This window comes from Clostridia bacterium (assembly GCA_012840125.1).
In the GTDB taxonomy this organism is placed as follows: Bacteria; Bacillota; DULZ01; order DULZ01; family DULZ01; genus DULZ01.
In genome coordinates, this window is record DULZ01000016.1 from 1 (window position 1) to 17,424 (window position 17,424).

Sequence of the window (17,424 nt, forward strand, 5' to 3'; positions counted from 1 at the left end):
TAATTACAGTTACGGGTACCGTGGACAAGGTACGCCTGCCACTCTGGCCGCCCTGGGCAGGAAACTGGGATTCCGGGTGGAAATCGTCCCCCCCCAGACCGACGGGGAAGAGTTGATCTCCAGCACCGCTATTAGACAAGCCTTGACGGAAGGAAATGTTGAGAAAGCCAGGCGCTTTTTAGGCAGCTGGCCGGTTTTGGAAGGCACTGTAGCCGGCGGAGATGGCAGGGGTAGAACGCTGGGGTTTCCCACGGCTAATGTGGCGGTTCCCGGTTATATTCTTTTGCCGCGCACCGGTGTTTATGCTGCCAAGTGCTGCGTGGGAGAAGAGAGTTTTCTGGCGGTAGTCAATATCGGCCGCAAGCCTACGTTTAAACAGGAACCGTCCCCGGTGGTGGAAGCGCATCTTTTGGATTTCAGCGGCGATTTATACGGGCGGAAGCTGGAAGTTCATTTGTTTAAATATTTGCGAAGTGAAATGAGATTTAAGCATGCAGACGAACTTAAACAACAAATTGCCCGGGACATCGATAGGGCCCGGTTGGTGGCAAGGACCTTGTAATTGTTTCCAGTACTAGTTACGCCGGCTCACCAATATGATTAAGTACCTGAACTAACCTGTCATGGGAAGGAGAGGGTACTGGTGCTGCCGGTCCGGGATGATGATCATCAACAGCTGTCTGATTACAGCAACACTGTTGCCAGCATTTGCTTGAGTGAGACCTTCCTTTCATTAAAGAAGGAACTGGAAAGACACTACCGCGGGTCTGACCCTGAAGACATGACCTTTTCCCGCTTAGCCTTCCAAGATGCCCTGTATACGCTGATGGCGGAAGAAGAGTTGGATTTTGGCAAACCCCTGGCTGTTGTAGGCAAGGGGTGATTTGATGCGGGTGCTGGTCACGGAACATGCCAAGAAAAGGCTGCGGGATATGCGGCAGGAGAACATATCTCTGGAAGATATCATCCAGGCGGCACAAAAGATACCGGGTCATATACCGACGGCCACCCGTTTCCGGGGTTTCTTTTCTCAGCAAGGCCGCATGTTTGATATTGTGGCCAAAGACATCCCCGCCGGTAGATTAGTGATTACCGTCATCGGGAAATAAACTTTTTCAACAAAATTGTTTGCTTCCTGATAAAGGATTTTGTATAATTACTAATGGCATACAACCTCAGCGAGGTTATACGAAGCTCCGGCGTTTGACTTGGCTGAAGGGGATACTGACAAAAGGAGGTGAGGACCGTGGCCTTACAAAGTGCAGAGAAAAAAGCAATCATTGAGGAATTCAAGCTCCACGAGAATGACACCGGTTCACCGGAAGTCCAGATTGCCATTCTCACGAAACGGATTGAGCAATTGACGGAGCACTTGAAGCAGCACAAAAAAGACCATCATTCCAGAAGAGGTCTGCTCAAGATGGTAGGTCAACGGCGCGGTTTGTTGAATTACCTGTACAAGACGGACATTGAGCGTTACCGTCAGGTGATTACAAAACTAGGCTTAAGAAGATAAGAGCGTTTTTGCGCTCTTTCTTTTATGGGCCTGCTAAAGTATTTTTTTTATACCGGAGAGGAAATAATAGCTAATGCGGAGAATGTCTATTAAGTTTGGTTAATATCACTAGGTAGGAGGTAACAGGGATTTGAGTGTAAGCTCAACTAGCTATCTTGAACGCAGTATTGATTTTCACGGTCGTAAATTAACCCTGGAAACCGGTCGCTTGGCCAAGCAGGCTAACGGGTCCGTGTTAATTCGTTACGGGGATACAGTGGTGCTTTGTACCGCTACCGCCTCTAAAGAGCCCAGGGAAGGCATCGATTTCTTTCCCTTGACTGTAGATTACGAGGAACGCTTGTATGCGGTAGGAAAGATTCCCGGTGGTTTTATCAAGCGAGAAGGGCGTCCCAGTGAAAAAGCCATCTTGTCAGCTCGTTTGATTGACCGGCCCATCCGCCCCTTATTTCCTAAAGGTTACCGCAACGATGTGCATATCGTAGCCACGGTCTTATCAGTGGATCAGGATAACCCGCCGGATGTAACGGCCATGGTGGGTGTCTCCACAGCCCTGGCGGTATCGGATATACCTTTTTATACACCTACGGCAGCGGTACTGGTGGGGCTGGTTGATGGACAACTTGTCATCAATCCAACCCTGGAGCAAATGGAGAAAAGCGCCTTGCACCTGGTGGTGGCCGGCACCAAGGATGCCATCATGATGGTGGAAGCCGGTGCGGACGAGGTGCCGGAGGACGTAGTATTGGATGGCATTATGCTTGCCCATGAAAGCATCAAAACCCTGATTGATTTTATTGAAGATTTCGTTTCCGAGGCCCACCGGATGGGTTTAGCCAAGGAGAAACTCCAAGTGGAACCTCCTGTTACACCGGAGATCTTTGATCAAGCATTTCGCAGTTTAGCGGAGATTGAGTTGGAAAAAGCTATCCGGCAGTGTGCTGCGGAGCAGAAGAAGAAACTGGACCGGGAGGCCTTTATCGCTCAGGTCAGGGACGGGATTATGGAGGAATTTGCGGCCCAACACCCGGAGCTGGAAGAGCAATATCCGGACTATGTTGCTTACTGTCAAAAAGTTTTGGATGAGCTGGAGAAAAGCATCATGCGCCGCATGATCCTGTCGGAAAACCTGAGAATAGACGGGCGGAAAACCGACGAGATCAGGCCTATTACTTGCGAAGTAGGCATCCTGCCCAGAACCCATGGTACCGGCCTGTTCACCAGAGGAGAAACGCAAGTTTTGACGGTGGCAACCCTGGGCGCCGTGGGTGATGAACAGATCCTGGACGGCCTTGAGGTGGAAGAATCAAAACGTTACATGCACCATTATAACTTCCCGCCTTACAGTGTGGGCGAAGCTAGGCCCATGCGCGGCCCGGGCCGGAGAGAAATCGGTCACGGTGCGCTGGCGGAAAGGGCTTTGGAGGCTGTGCTGCCCGGTGAAGATGATTTTCCGTATACTATCCGCCTGGTGTCAGAGGTAGTGGGTTCCAACGGTTCCACTTCCATGGGCAGTGTGTGCGGCAGCACTCTGGCTCTCATGGATGCCGGTGTACCCATCAAGCGCCCGGTGGCGGGTGTAGCCATGGGACTCATCAAGGATGACGCGGTGGCAGTATTAACCGATATTCAAGGTATTGAAGATGCCCTGGGAGATATGGACTTTAAAGTGGCGGGTACTACGGAAGGTATCACTGCTCTCCAAATGGATATCAAAGTGCCCGGCATCACCAGGGAGATTTTGCAACAAGCTTTGGAGCAAGCGCGGCAAGGCAGGCTGTATATTTTGAACAAAATGCTGGCCGTTATTCCGGCGCCGAGACCGGAACTGTCTCCCTATGCACCGCGGATTATCCAAACGATGGTGGATCCTGATAAAATCAGGGATATCATCGGGCCTGGCGGCAAGATCATTAAGAAGATCATTGAAGAAACAGGCGTGGAAATCGATATTGAAGATAACGGAAGGGTACTGATTGCATCTCCTAACGGGGAAGCCGGTGAAAAAGCCTTAAAGATTATTGACAGCCTGACGAGAGATGTGGAAATCGGGCAGATTTACGTGGGTAGGGTCACCAGGGTGACGGAATTCGGTGCTTTTGTGGAAGTAATTCCGGGAGTGTTGGGTTTACCCGGTAAGGAAGGATTAGTCCACATTTCTCAATTATCGGAATCCAGAGTTGCCAAAGTGGAAGATGAAGTGCGTGCCGGTGACGAGATCCTGGTGAAAGCCATCGGTTTCGATCATCAAGGCCGTTTGAAGCTTTCCCGCAAGGAAGTGCTAAAGCAGCAAAAGCCCAAGAAAAAACCGTAAACTTCGTGTTTATGGTTTTTTTTATGCATATCCAAGCCCAGCCTTTCATATATTTTCCTGAAACATGAAAACTCTTTGAAGGAGTGGACCTGGATGAGAATCTATTTTTGGAGCTACCGGCAGCTTTTTTGGCTGGGCATGTTCGCCTGCGTTGTTATCGCGCTGGGAATTTTTGTTAACGATTTGTTCCGTACCGATGTGGAAGTGGTATCTGATCAAAGCATACCCCAGCCTATCTATCGAGGTAACGAAAACGAGCCTAAAATTGCCTTAACTTTCAACGTGGATTGGGGTGAAGAATATATTCCGGGTATTCTAAATGTTTTGGACGCCTATCAAGCCAAAGCCACCTTTTTTGTTACCGGCCGCTGGGCCAAGAAATTCCCTGAGTTGACCATGGAGATAGCCAAACGGGGACATGAAATCGGCAATCACGGGTATTCCCATCCCCATCCTGACAAAATAAGCAAGGAAAAGAATCAGGAAGAGATCAAGGCGGCGGAAAAAGTCATCCTGGAGATTGCTAATGTTAAAACCAACCTGTTTGCCCCTCCTTATGGGGAGCATGGCGCTCATGTATTACAAGGGGCAGCTGAGTTAGGTTATCAAACGATTCTGTGGACGGTGGACACGGTAGACTGGGATCAAGGGCGCACGGTGGAGATGATCCAGACTAAGGTCATTGATAAGGCGGAAAACGGGGCCATCGTATTAATGCATCCCACGGACCGGACATTAAAAGCTTTATCTACCGTACTTAAGGCTTTAAGAGATAGAGGATATGAGTGCGTGACCGTTTCGGAGGTTTTATCGTTCTCACAGCAATAATCTAGGGGGACCTGTGCCATACTAACAAGGTGAACTTCAGTGATCAACATGGAGAAAGGTTATGGCACATGGTGAAAATGCTAGGCATCCTGTGGTACCTCTTCTGGTTGATGGTCCTTGGTCCGGCCAGGGCAGAAGCCCAGCCGCAAGTATCGGCCGCCAGTTACTTATTGATGGAAAGTCAAACCGGGCAAGTGCTGCTGGCACACCGGGGGGAAGAAAAGCGACCTCCGGCCAGCACCACCAAGATTCTTACCTGTATTACAGCTATGGACTTAGCCGACCCGGATGAGCTGGTATCGGTTAGTGCCAACGCGGACCGGGTAGGAGATGCGACCATATACTTGTCAACGGGAGAAATCTTTGATTTGCGGAGTCTCCTGCAGGGAGCTTTAATCAAGTCAGGTAACGATGCCGCCGTAGCCATTGCCGAACAGGTGGCAGGGGACGAGCACCTGTTCATGGATCTGGCCAACCGTAAGGCCAGGATTCTAGGAGCTGTGAATACGGAATTCTATAACCCCCATGGTTTGCCCCATCCAAAGCATGTGACTACCGCCTATGATCTTGCCCTCATCACTCGTTACGCTATGGGAAATGAGGATTTTGCCGCCATGGTAGGAACGAAGGAGACAGTCATTATGTCTTTGGATGGGCGGCGTAAGGTCTACCTGGTCAATACCAACAAGCTGCTCTGGAACAACCCGGAAGTGACCGGGGTCAAAACAGGCACGACCAACAAAGCGGGCATGTGCCTGGTGAGTGCTGCCGCAAAAGACGGCAGGGAGTTGATCGCTGTTGTACTGAAAAGCCGGGATCGGTATGCTGATGCTGAGAGGCTGCTGAATTGGGGTTTTGAGGAGTTTGCGTTGCAAAGTCTAAACGAAGTGTTGGGCATTTTAGTGTTGGACGTAGCCGGAGGAGCTCCGGCTTGCGTGACGGCCAGACCGTCCTACGATGCAGCCTGGTCCGTACCCAAGCACCAGCGCCTGGAGATCCAGGTGGAACTGACCGGGCCCTTGCAGGCGCCTATCCGCCGGGGGGAAACGGTGGGAACGGTAACCGTCAGTCTGGCAGGCAAAGAACTGGAAACCGTACCTCTGGTAGCCGGGGAAGATGTTCTTTCTCACCGGCCGAAGAGGTTTTGGCTCTTTAAGAACTAGGACATTGTTCCTAGTTTTTTTGCGACAACCTCTGCCGGATTCAGCAGGATTTTGACAAGATGGAGGGAATAAAGAATCTCCGAGGACAAGGAGGCTCACTTTATGTACCAGAAATGTGTATTACCGAACGGAGTGCGGGTGGTAGCGGAGAGTATTCCCCATGCTTATTCGGCAGTGATCGGAATTTGGATTAGAACAGGATCCCGCAATGAAGAGGACAGCAACCGGGGGGTTTCCCATTTTATAGAACACCTGCTCTTTAAAGGAACGACCAACAGGACTGCCAAACAAATTGCCGAAGCATTGGAGGCCGTCGGGGGAACCCTCAATGCTTTTACGGCTAAAGAATATACCTGCTTTTATGCTAAAGTATTGGCTAAACACCTGGACTTGGCCGTCGATTTGCTCAGCGACATGTTTTTTAATTCCTTGTTTACCGACGAGGATATAGACAAGGAACGCAATGTAGTGCTGGAAGAAATCAAAATGTACGAAGATACCCCTGACGAATTGATCCATGATTTGTTCGCGGCGAATGTCTGGCAGCACCACCCTTTGGGATATCCCGTATTAGGGACCGTTGCATCCGTGCAAGGAATCGACCGCCAGGCGGTGTTGAAGTATTTTGAGAGCAACTATACTCCCCATAATACCGTGATTGCCGTAGCCGGCAATATTGACTGTGAGGAAGTATTCCGGAAATTGGAAAGAGTATTCGGCAGTTGGTCGCCCGGGTCAGCAAAGATGCGAGGTTATCTGGCGCCGGTGCCCAAGGCGGGGGAAGCGTTTTACGAAAAAGATACGGAACAAGTGCATTTGTGTTTGGGAACCCCCAGTATTTCCCAGGACGATGAACGCATTTATACCATGATCATTTTAAACAGTATTTTGGGGGGCGGTCTGAGTTCGAGGTTATTTCAGAGTATTAGGGAAAATCGGGGCTTGGTCTATTCGATCTACTCCTATCATTGTTCCTACGTAGACGCAGGACTGTTTTCCATCTACGCCGGCACCAGTCGCCACAATGCCCCGGAAGTAGTAGGCCTCATTCTCAAAGAGCTCAATGAAGTGAGAAAGAATGGTATTGCCGCCGGTGAGCTTGACAAAGCCAAAGAGCAGATCAAAGGAAGCCTGATGCTGTCCATGGAAAGCATCAGTAACCGGATGAGCCGGTTGGGCCGCAGTGAGATCTGCTACAACCGGATAATTACTACTGACGAGATCATCCGAGGCGTATCGGAAGTATCACTGGAGCAGGTGCAGAAACTAGCTGAAGGTCTATTCCGGGAGAATCGATTCAGTTTAACGATGATTGGGCCGGAAAAACTGTCTGTAGATTTGTCCCAGTTAATTTCGGAAACGTTTGCATAAGGAGAGAGCGTATTGGGCAGGTATTTTGCTGTCATCAACGACTACAAAGATAAGGAGCTTAGTTTACCCCAGCGGAAAACCAGGTGGAGTGCCGGGTATGACCTGGCAGCGGCGGAAGAAGTGACTATCCCGGCGGGAGCAGTGGCGGTGGTTCCCACCGGGTTAAAGGCATATATGGAAGCGGACGAAGTGTTAATGCTGCATATCAGGAGTAGCCTGGCCCTTAAGCAAGGGCTGGTGCTGGCCAATGGAACGGGCATTATTGATGCGGATTACGTGGACAACCCTGACAATGAAGGACATATTCTCTTGGCCGTCTACAACCGTTCCCGAGACCCGGTCACCATCAGGAAAGGGGAGCGGGTGGCACAAGGGATCTTTGTGAAATACTTGTGCACGGATGATGACTGCCCCGGGGGAGATCGCCTCGGTGGATTCGGCAGTACCGGCGAAACCTGAGTTCCCATGGACCGGCGGTCTCCCAGCCCCGGTTCTTAATACCGCCCTGTTTAGGAACAATTAACTCCGGGTGAATACCTGGAGTTTTTTGCATATTTGGGCCAAGCTCGTCATAGGCTGGTACAGGGGTGACAGCAGGCATGCTCGGTAAGCTGTTATTACTGGTTTTCATTTTTGCCGCCCTTGGTTTGTCCGTGCGCCAGCGCATGGTCTTTTTGAAACGGCGAAATCAGTATGACCAATTGCCGGATGCGCCCATCAGCACTTTCTTGTCCGAGGCCTTAGCCCAGCTGGTGGGTGTAGCCGGCGGACTGTACTTGTCTTTGATTATGCTCGTGTCATTTTTGGAGCTGGAGCTTCCTAACCGGATTACGGTGCTGGGATTAACGATGCAGCCTTTGGCTTTAATAGCTTTGACCCTGGCCGTTTTGCAACCTTTAGTTAAATCAGTAATTGATAAAATGATGAGGTGAACTGAGGAATGAGATTAAGTGAATTTGCCGGAAAGGAAATCATCAACATCTTTGACGGTGCGCGTTTGGGAACCGTAAGCGAATCCGACTTGATTATTGATGGTGATACAGGTACCGTAGAATCCATTGTGGTGCCTGGCCGGTTTCCTTTCTTTACCTGGAGAGGGCGCCAGAATTTCCTGGTGATCCCCTGGCATGCCGTCCGGAAAATCGGTGAACAGATTATTGTGGTCGACTTGGAATTAGGGGGAAGACGCAAATTGAATTCATAAAGTATATCCTTGACAAACGGAAATAGACATGCTAAATTAATAGAAAACTTCATAAATCGCCTCATCTTGACATTGATGGGGTAGAGGCGCGGAGGGTCAAGAGTAGTACCGGGGAACCGGAAGTTATGATCCGGTATGAAAGGGGCATCCGCCGAAGTGCTGAGCTTCCAAGGGCTTAGCGCTGGGCCTGCATTGAACAAGTGCAGGACTGTCACCGGGAAATAGCCTGGTTTTCCGGTGGAGCACTATCTCATAACAGGATGGATGGGTTGTAATAGAGTGGTTATAGCCTGGGTTACGCACATCCAGGTTTTTTTTGTTAAAGGAGTGAAATCATAATGGAAAACAAGCTCCTCAAAGTGGCCGTGTCCGGTGCCTGCGGTAAAGTGGGAAGGGAAATGGTTAGAGCAGTGGTAAACGCCCCCGACTTGCATTTAGTAGGCGCTATGGACTTGGTTCATCAAGGCAAAGATATTGGACAAGTTATAGGTCTGGGGCCCCAGTTTGTGACCGTGACCGGTTCGCTGGAAGAGGTCTTTAGCCAAGAGCCTGACGTGATCATTGATTTCACCAACGCCAAGGCTGCTTTTGCACTGATTACCGCTGCCGTGGCGAGAGGCATTGCCGTGGTGTCAGGCACTACCGGATTGTCGCCGCAGCAATTGGAAGAAATCCGCCGGTTGTGTGACCAACACCGGGTCGGTGCCGTATTGGCTCCCAATTTTGCTTTAGGTGCAGTGTTGATGATGAAGCTGAGCCAAGAAGTGGCCAAATGGTTTCCGGATGCGGAGATCATCGAACTGCATAATCCCCATAAGTTGGATGCCCCCTCGGGGACGGCTTTGCGTACAGCTGACTTGATCCGGGCCCAGTGGGAAGCCCATGGGATGGAAAAGGCAGCTTCGGCCGGTACGGAACATCCGGCAAGAGGAGACCGAACCCGCGGCTTACCTATTCACAGCGTGCGGCTGCCGGGGGTGGTAGCCCATCAAGAGGTTATTTTCGGTGGTTTAGGTCAAACCTTGATTATTAGACACGACTCTTATACCAGGGAATCCTTTGTACCCGGAGTCATGCTTGCCGTTAGAAAGGTGAAGGAACTGAAAGGAGTGGTCTACGGCCTGGAAAACCTTATCTTTTGATTTCTTGTAGCTTGCCGGTACCGGAACCTCTCCTTCCGGATCTCATATATTATTAATAGTCCATCAGAGGTCTGGGAGGGGTTAGTAGTGATGAAGAAATCGTTGGCAGGGCGTACCGTGGCCATTGTCGGCGGTGACCGGCGCGAACTGGTTTTGATGGAAGAACTTGTTCGCCTGGGAGCTGAAGTGGCCGTGGCTGGTTTTGAGCAGGTTTCGTCACTGCCGGCAGGACTGGAGCATTGGGAACTGCGCAGGGCTTTGGCTGTTGCAGATGCCGTTATTCTCCCCATGCCCGGGGTCAATGAGGAAGGAGTAGTGAAAGCTGAGTTTGCTGCATCTCCCCTGGTGCTGCAAACGGAGGAATTCAACCTCATCAAACCGGGCGCGCCTGTTTTGGTAGGCATTGCCAGCAGGTATCTCCGGTGGCAAGCCCGGCAGCGGGGGCTCAAGCTGGTAGAAACAGCAGAACTGGACGAGATAGCCATCTACAACTCCATTCCCACCGCTGAAGGGGCCATTGAAGTTGCGATGCGCAACACATCCTTTACATTACACGGGTCCCAGGTGCTCATCTGCGGTTTTGGCAGGGTAGGAATGACACTGGCCCGCATGTTAAAAGGGATAGGCGCCCGGGTCCATGTGCTGGGAAGAAAAGCGGCAGACTTGGCGCGTGGGGAAGAGCAAGGATATCATGTTTATGATTATCAAACGGTGTTTCCGGTACTGGACAGGGTTCAGGTACTGTTTAACACGGTTCCCCAGGTGGTCCTGACAGAGCTGTACCTGCAGCAACTGCAGCCCGGTACGCTGCTGATTGAGCTTGCTTCCGCGCCGGGAGGTATCGATGTGCCCGCGGCGGAAAGATTAGGGCTGCAAGTCATTAAAGCCATGGGGCTGCCGGGGAAGGTAGCACCCTTGACAGCCGGTAGAGTTTTGAGCCAGACCTATCCTAAATTGCTGCTGGAGCAATGGGGCCTGTTCGGCGAGGAGGTGGCTCAATGAGGCTGGCTGGCGTGAAAATCGGGGTAGCGATTACCGGTTCCCACTGTACGTTGGCTAAAGTCTTGCGGCAGGTTCAGACTCTGGTTGAAGAAGGGGCAACGGTATACCCCATTGTCAGTGACGTGGTGGCGGAAACCGACACCAGGTTCGGTCAGGCCCGGGAGTGGCTGGACAGGTTGAAAGACATCACCGGGCAGGAAGCGATTAAAACCATTGTAGATGCGGAACCCATCGGTCCCCAGAGTTTGCTGGACGTGATCCTGGTAGCGCCTTGTACGGGCAATACCCTGGCCAAACTTGCCAATGGGATTACCGACAGCCCGGTGTTAATGGCGATTAAAGCCCATTTGCGTAATCAAAAGCCCGTGGTGATCGCTATTTCAACCAACGATGCTTTAGGTATGAATGCCAAGAATTTAGGACTGCTGCTCAATGCCAAGCATATTTTCTTCGTGCCTTTCGGGCAGGACAGTCCGTTGACCAAGCCGCAGTCCCTTGTGGCCCATATGGAGCAAATTGTGGATACAATTTTGGCAGCTCTACAAGGAAAACAGATTCAACCCCTATTGGTGGAACATAGACGGTGATGCTGGGCAGAGCCTTTGGGGGTGCGGATCAAGACGAGGAGGGTCCTGGATTGAAACAATACAGTGTTGCCTTAGTAGGAACCGGTGCAGTAGGTTCGACGATTTTGGAAATACTCGAGGAAAGGAATTTCCCGGTTAAGTCTTTGAAACTGTTGGCCACCAGCCGTTCCGCCGGCAAGAAGGTGGAGTTCAAGGGTCAGGCTTACGAAATTGAAGAGACCACGGCTGACTCTTTCAACGGCATGGACCTGGTGTTTTTTGCCGGGGGCAAGGCCAGCCAGTTGTTTGCCAAAGAGGCGGTGGCCAGGGGCGCAGTAGTGATTGATAACGGCAGTACCTTTCGCCTGGACCCGGAGGTCCCGTTAGTGGTGCCGGAGGTTAATCCCGAAGATGTGAAAAAACATAAAGGCATTATTGCCAATCCCAACTGCTCCACGATCATCATGGTGGTAGCTTTGAAGCCTCTTTACGATGCAGCAGGGATTAAGAGAGTAATCGTCTCCACTTACCAGGCCGTATCAGGGGCAGGGCAGGAGGCCATGGATGAGCTGCTACAACAAACAGAAGCCCTGGCAGCCGGGCGGGAAGTTACCCCCAAGGCTTTCCCTTACCAGATTGCTTATAACTTGATACCTCATATTGATGTTTTTATGGACAACGGTTATACCAGGGAAGAAATGAAGATGGTGCATGAAACCAGGAAAATGCTGCATGATGACCAACTGGCTATCTCTGCGACCACAGTCCGGGTACCGGTATTGCGGAGCCATTCAGAAGCTGTTACTGTCGAGACGGAAAAGAAATTAACGGCTGCGGAAGCGAGGGAAATCCTGGCCAAGGCACCCGGTATAGTGGTCACGGACGATCCGGCGGAATTGAAATACCCGATGCCGATCATGGCTTCTCACCGGGATGAGGTATTTGTCGGGCGGATCAGGGAAGACCTTGCCATTGAGAACGGGCTGAGCATGTTTGTAGTGGCGGACCAGCTGCGTAAAGGAGCGGCTACTAATGCAGTTCAAATTGCGGAGCTGCTAATTGATTACAATTTGATTTGAAGGCGGCGGGGGTGAGCATGCATATGTTAAAGGATTTTGGGCAGCTGTTGACGGCGATGGTAACTCCCTTTGATGCCAGTGGGAAAGTGGATTTGGGAGCTGCCAAGGAATTGGCTTTGATGCTGGTGGATTCCGGCAGCGATGGTGTGGTGGTGGCCGGAACAACCGGGGAAAGCCCGGTTATACCGGAAGAGGACAAGATTCGCCTGTTTCGTGCCGTGAAAGAAGCGGTAGGAGATAGAGCCACTGTGATTGCCAATACCGGCAATTATAATACTGAGGAGAGTATTGCACTGTCACTAAAAGCTCAAGAAATAGGCGTAGATGGGGTCATGCTGGTGGTACCCTACTATAACCGCCCCAATCAAGAGGGTCTGTACCGGCATTTTGAGGCTATTGCCTCATCGATTGAATTACCGGTGTTGTTATATAATGTGCCTTCCAGAACCGGCCGTAACCTGGCACCGGAAACGGTGAAAAGACTGGCGGAAATGGAGAACATTATTGCATTAAAAGAAGCTGCCGGGGATATGGATCAGGTTTCCCAGCTTAAGAATGTTGTCCCTGAGGATTTCTTGATTTACAGCGGCGATGATTCCCTCACGTTACCTATGCTGGCCCTGGGCGCCCACGGGGTGGTGAGTGTCGCCGGCCACCTGGTAGGTAGGAGACTTAAAGACATGATTCTTGCTTTTAAGGAAGGAAAAGTAAAGACTGCCCAGTCCATTCATGCCGAGCTGTTTCCACTGATGCGAGCCATGTTCCTGACCACGAACCCGGTACCTGTCAAAACGGCGCTGAAACTCATGGGATATCCGGTGGGAGAAGTCAAGCTGCCGCTAGTGCCTTTAACGGAGCCGGAAGTCAGCAAGTTAAAAGCGGTATTGGGCCAGTATAATCTGTTGTCTTAGTGATGTCTGCACGATAGGGCTCGACGTCGAATGTCGAGCTTTTTATTTTAATGGGGAATTAACCATCCCGGGAGTGGCAACACTATGAATAAAGAAAAGTCGCAATTTGGTCGCAGGTGACGGAAGGGAGACCTTGAGATAACTTACAGTATCTAGTATAATTTAAATCGGAGGTCTGGTTCGGCATTATATTCCTTTAGCTGCTGACGAGTGCTTTAAGCACTTTGTTTTTTTGTGATCCAACAAATGGACCGGAAAGCGGGTTAAGTTTCTTGGCTGGTCGGAGAGCCAAATTTTCTTTTTTTGTACGGACGTCGCGGATTTTTACGGAGGTGTGTGTATGGCAGAAAGTGAACAAAAGGTGAGCATAATCCCCTTAGGCGGTCTGGGGGAAATTGGCAAGAACATGACCGTGGTGCGTTATCAGAATGCAATGATCGTGATTGACTGCGGCTTAAGCTTTCCGGAGGATGAAATGTTGGGGATCGATATGGTCATCCCGGATATCACCTATTTGCTGGAAAACAGGAAAATGATTAAAGCAATTTTGTTAACCCATGGCCACGAGGACCATATCGGCGCTTTACCATATGTGCTGCGGGAGTTGAACGTGCCGGTGTACGGCACCAAGCTGACCCTGGCACTTGTACAAGGCAAGTTAAAGGAATACGGCTTGCTAGGCAGTGTGAAACTGCAGCAAGTTAAGCCGAGGGACCAGATTCGGATCGGGCCTTTTCACGTGGAATTTATCAAAGTCAGCCACAGTATCCCGGATTCCGTCGGACTGGCGATCCACACGCCGGTAGGCACAATTGTACACACCGGGGATTTCAAATTTGATCAGACCCCGGTAGACGGGGAAGTGACCGATTTCGCCAAATTCGCCATGCTGGGGGAAAAAGGTGTCTTAGTACTGTTAAGTGACAGCACTAACGTGGAGAGACCGGGCTACACCTTGTCAGAGAAAAGCGTCGGCACCACCCTCATTGATATCTTTCACCAGTCCAGAGAAAGGATCATTGTGGCCAGTTTTGCTTCCAACATCCACCGCTTGCAGCAGATTATCTCCACGGCCCATCAATTCGGGCGAAAGGTAGCTGTGGCCGGCCGGAGCATGATCAATGTCATAAACATTGCTTCTGAGAACGGCTATCTCGATATCCCGAAGGATACGTTGATTGATTTGGATGAAGTGGGTAACCTGCCCAAAGAAAAGACGGTTATTTTGACGACAGGCAGCCAGGGAGAACCCATGTCTGCTTTGACGCGCATGGCCATGTCGGATCATCGCCGGGTGGAAATTATGAACGGTGATACAGTGGTTATCTCAGCCACACCCATTCCCGGCAATGAGAAAATGGTGGCCAGAACCGTCGACAACCTGTTTAAGCAAGGGGCGGATGTGATCCATGAACGGGTTTCCGGTATTCACGTTTCCGGACACGCCAGCCAAGAAGAACTGAAAATGATGATCAACCTGGTCAAACCTAAGTTTTTTGTGCCGGTGCACGGTGAATACCGCATGCTGGTTAAACACGCCCGGTTAGCCCGTGAACTGGGCATTCCCGAGGAAAACATTTTTGTAGCCGAGAATGGGCACGTACTGGAGTTTACCAGGGAGAAGGGAACTGTCGCAGGTAGAGTGACGGCCGGCCAAATCCTGGTGGACGGACTGGGTGTCGGGGATGTGGGCAACATCGTTTTGCGAGACCGGAAACAATTGTCCCAGGACGGCATCTTGATCGTGGTGGTTACCTTGAGCAAGGACAGTGGTACGGTGGTGGCAGGGCCGGACATTGTTTCCAGGGGCTTTGTTTATGTCAGGGAATCGGAAGAGCTGTTGGAGGAAGCCAAAGAAAAAGTCAGGGGAGCTCTGGATAAATGCCGGGAAAAGAGAATCACCGAATGGTCCGCCATTAAATCCAATGTCCGGGATACGTTAGGCAAGTTCTTGTACGACAAAACCAGAAGGCGCCCGATGATCCTCCCAATTATCATGGAAGTATGAAAAAGGCCTGTGCTCAGGCCTTTTTTGCATTGTTTCGGCAGGGATGACTCATACTATACAAGAGATGAAATTAACGGCGGGAGGAAGAAGATTTTGTGTAAACGAACCGTGGATTGCACAAAAACAATCGAGTCTTCGTCAAAAGCTGTGACCGAATCCACTCAAAACCAAACGGCGCAGGAATTGGAGGCCTTGAAAGAAGTAGGGCAGTTGGATTTGCCCAAACCAAAGTCGTCTATTCACACTCTAACCATTGTAGGGCAGATCGAGGGGCATGTGGTAATGCCCCCGCAGAATAAGACCACTAAGTATGAGCATTTGCTGCCCCAACTGGTGGCCTTGGAGCAAGATCCTGATGTGAAAGGGGTTTTAATCATTATTAATACCGTGGGAGGAGATGTGGAGGCAGGGCTTGCCATTGCTGAGTTAATTGTCAGCATGTCTAAACCCACGGTTTCCATTGTTTTGGGCGGTGGACACAGCATTGGGGTGCCCATTGCCGTGGCGGCCGACTACTCCTTCATTGCGGAGACGGCCACCATGACAATCCACCCGATCCGCATGTCCGGACTGGTAATTGGGGTGCCGCAGACTTATGAGTATTTGGACAAAATGCAGGAGCGGGTGGTCAAGTTTGTGGCCAAGCATGCCAAAATCAGTGAAGAGGAGTTTAAGAAGTTGATGCTTCAGACCGGGGAACTGGCCATGGATATCGGCACCGTGCTGGTAGGCAAGCAGGCTGTGGATGTACAGCTTATTGATGAAGTAGGAGGCTTGTCCCAGGCGCTGGCTAAGCTGAAGGACCTGATCCGGCAGCGGGAGGCTCAGGGAGGTGGGGCTTAGTGATTATCTATTCTGTGATGCCGCCCGAGTGGAAATTGGCAGGCTTTGATGATCAATCCCACCGGTTCTATGAAGTGATTGACGGGATTCAAGTAGAACTGGCGCCGGTAGGGGAAAATACCGTGCAGGTCGCCCGGGTGATCAGTACGAACCCCCAGGATTTCCTTCATCCTCAAGTACAGCCGGGACAAGTCTTTCGCTATGCTTGGAAAAGAGCGCCGCAGGAAAACACCTAAGGGACATCCTAGGTGTTTTTTTGCAAGCAGGAAAATATGTTTTTATTATCTTGGGACAAGAAAGTCTTGTGTGATATAATAACTTGGGTGTGTTTGTTTTTATCAAGGATATCAAAACCGAGGGAGAGGTCGCGATTGTTACAAATGATATTGGCATTGAGCGGCGGACTGGCCTTGTTTCTTTACGGCATGCAGGGCATGGCCAACGGGCTGCAAAAAGCGGCCGGAGACCGGATGCGGCGGATTCTGGAAGTACTGACGGGTACTCCCGTCCTAGGGGTGCTCGTGGGAGCTTTTGTTACCGCGCTGATCCAGAGCAGTAGTGCCACTACCGTCATGGTGGTGGGTTTTGTTAATGCCGGTTTAATGAGTTTGAGCCAGGCTGTGGGCGTAATCATGGGGGCCAACATCGGCACCACGGTGACGGCTCAAATAGTGGCCTTTAAGATTTCCCAGTTTATCTTACCGATTATTGCCTTGGGCTGGGCCATTAATTTCTTTGGTAAAAGTAAGAGTACCAAGTATCTGGGTCAAGTTCTGTTCGGATTTGGAGTTCTGATGTTGGGTATGGATACCATGTCCAAGGCTATGGCACCCCTCAGCCAGAACGAAGGTTTCATCAGTGCCATGCATAGTTTTCAGGACCATCCCCTGCTGGCCCTGGTGGTTGGGGCCGTTCTTACGGCCTTAATCCAGTCCAGCAGCGCCGCGATCGGTATCCTGATTGCCCTGGCCAGTCAAGGATTAGTTTCGCTGGAGGCCGCATTGCCTGTCTTACTGGGATGTAATGTCGGAACATGTATTACGGCTGTGCTGGCCAGTTTTGGCGCCAACCTGGCAGCCAAGCGGGCCGCCCTGGCCCATGTGCTGTTCAATGTGATTGGTAGCATTATTTTTTTAGTGCTTCTAAACCAGTATTCAAACGTGGTCCGTCTGTTTCCCGGCACCATTGAACGGCAAATCGCCAACGCTCACACCTTATTCAACGTCATTAATACCGTTATCTTCCTGCCTTTCGTGAGCCGGTTTGTGGGCCTGGTGGTGAAAATAGTGCCGGGCAAAGAGGAAATCCTGGTCAGGGGTCCGCTGTACTTGGACGATAGAATGGTGAAAACACCTGCTATTGCTTTGTCGCTGGCCACGAAGGAAATTGTCAGGATGGCTAATTTGGCTCACCAGATGGTGCTGGAGGCTATGGAATCATTCTTACGGCGAGATGAGCATAAAGCTCAGTGGGTGTA

The 17,424-nt window shown here is 50.8% G+C and carries 20 protein-coding genes; all 20 read left to right on the forward strand.

Annotated elements, in window-relative coordinates:
- The coding region (locus GXX34_01605; protein ID HHW06224.1) for a hypothetical protein at positions 1-562 on the forward strand (562 nt) is incomplete at its 5' end.
- A gap of 78 nt (positions 563-640) precedes the next feature.
- Complete coding sequence (locus GXX34_01610) at positions 641-883, forward strand: hypothetical protein (protein ID HHW06225.1); 243 nt, start codon at positions 641-643, stop codon at positions 881-883.
- Between the two features lie 4 nt (positions 884-887).
- On the forward strand, positions 888-1,109 hold the full coding sequence (locus GXX34_01615; protein HHW06226.1) for a hypothetical protein: 222 nt from the start codon (positions 888-890) through the stop codon (positions 1,107-1,109).
- Positions 1,110-1,246: 137 nt separating this feature from the next.
- The gene (gene rpsO / locus GXX34_01620) at positions 1,247-1,516 is read left to right on the forward strand and encodes a 30S ribosomal protein S15 (protein ID HHW06227.1); all 270 of its coding nucleotides are present in this window, start codon (positions 1,247-1,249) and stop codon (positions 1,514-1,516) included.
- Positions 1,517-1,646: 130 nt separating this feature from the next.
- Positions 1,647-3,830, forward strand: a complete 2,184-nt coding sequence (pnp, locus tag GXX34_01625) for a polyribonucleotide nucleotidyltransferase (protein HHW06228.1) — start codon at positions 1,647-1,649, stop codon at positions 3,828-3,830.
- 93 nt (positions 3,831-3,923) lie between these two features.
- Complete coding sequence (locus tag GXX34_01630) at positions 3,924-4,658, forward strand: polysaccharide deacetylase family protein (GenBank protein ID HHW06229.1); 735 nt, start codon at positions 3,924-3,926, stop codon at positions 4,656-4,658.
- 68 nt (positions 4,659-4,726) lie between these two features.
- Positions 4,727-5,821 (forward strand): D-alanyl-D-alanine carboxypeptidase, encoded by a 1,095-nt coding sequence (locus GXX34_01635; GenBank protein HHW06230.1) that lies wholly within the window; start codon positions 4,727-4,729, stop codon positions 5,819-5,821.
- Positions 5,822-5,923: 102 nt separating this feature from the next.
- A complete protein-coding gene (locus GXX34_01640) occupies positions 5,924-7,192 on the forward strand; it encodes an insulinase family protein (protein ID HHW06231.1) in 1,269 nt (422 codons plus the stop codon).
- A 33-nt stretch (positions 7,193-7,225) separates the two neighbouring features.
- Positions 7,226-7,651, forward strand: a complete 426-nt coding sequence (gene dut, locus GXX34_01645; GenBank protein HHW06232.1) for a dUTP diphosphatase — start codon at positions 7,226-7,228, stop codon at positions 7,649-7,651.
- Between the two features lie 140 nt (positions 7,652-7,791).
- A complete protein-coding gene (locus tag GXX34_01650; GenBank protein ID HHW06233.1) occupies positions 7,792-8,124 on the forward strand; it encodes a hypothetical protein in 333 nt (110 codons plus the stop codon).
- 8 nt (positions 8,125-8,132) lie between these two features.
- Positions 8,133-8,396 (forward strand): YlmC/YmxH family sporulation protein, encoded by a 264-nt coding sequence (locus GXX34_01655; GenBank protein HHW06234.1) that lies wholly within the window; start codon positions 8,133-8,135, stop codon positions 8,394-8,396.
- Positions 8,397-8,734: 338 nt separating this feature from the next.
- Complete coding sequence (locus tag GXX34_01660) at positions 8,735-9,538, forward strand: 4-hydroxy-tetrahydrodipicolinate reductase (protein HHW06235.1); 804 nt, start codon at positions 8,735-8,737, stop codon at positions 9,536-9,538.
- Positions 9,539-9,625: 87 nt separating this feature from the next.
- Positions 9,626-10,540, forward strand: coding sequence for a dipicolinate synthase subunit DpsA (gene dpsA, locus GXX34_01665; GenBank protein ID HHW06236.1), 915 nt, complete (start codon positions 9,626-9,628; stop codon positions 10,538-10,540).
- The gene (locus GXX34_01670; protein ID HHW06237.1) at positions 10,537-11,127 is read left to right on the forward strand and encodes a dipicolinate synthase subunit B; all 591 of its coding nucleotides are present in this window, start codon (positions 10,537-10,539) and stop codon (positions 11,125-11,127) included. Before dpsA ends, GXX34_01670 begins: the two co-directional genes overlap by 4 nt.
- A 50-nt stretch (positions 11,128-11,177) precedes the next feature.
- Complete coding sequence (locus GXX34_01675) at positions 11,178-12,185, forward strand: aspartate-semialdehyde dehydrogenase (protein HHW06238.1); 1,008 nt, start codon at positions 11,178-11,180, stop codon at positions 12,183-12,185.
- A gap of 23 nt (positions 12,186-12,208) precedes the next feature.
- On the forward strand, positions 12,209-13,096 hold the full coding sequence (gene dapA, locus GXX34_01680) for a 4-hydroxy-tetrahydrodipicolinate synthase (protein ID HHW06239.1): 888 nt from the start codon (positions 12,209-12,211) through the stop codon (positions 13,094-13,096).
- A gap of 340 nt (positions 13,097-13,436) precedes the next feature.
- Positions 13,437-15,104, forward strand: coding sequence for a ribonuclease J (locus tag GXX34_01685; protein ID HHW06240.1), 1,668 nt, complete (start codon positions 13,437-13,439; stop codon positions 15,102-15,104).
- 108 nt (positions 15,105-15,212) lie between these two features.
- Positions 15,213-15,947, forward strand: a complete 735-nt coding sequence (locus GXX34_01690; protein HHW06241.1) for a translocation-enhancing protein TepA — start codon at positions 15,213-15,215, stop codon at positions 15,945-15,947.
- Positions 15,947-16,183 carry a hypothetical protein gene (locus GXX34_01695; protein HHW06242.1) on the forward strand — a complete coding sequence of 79 codons (237 nt, stop codon included), beginning with the start codon at positions 15,947-15,949 and terminating at the stop codon, positions 16,181-16,183. Before GXX34_01690 ends, GXX34_01695 begins: the two co-directional genes overlap by 1 nt.
- A 135-nt stretch (positions 16,184-16,318) precedes the next feature.
- Positions 16,319-17,424, forward strand: a 1,106-nt coding sequence (locus GXX34_01700; protein HHW06243.1) for a Na/Pi cotransporter family protein, incomplete at its 3' end; no start/stop codon positions are given.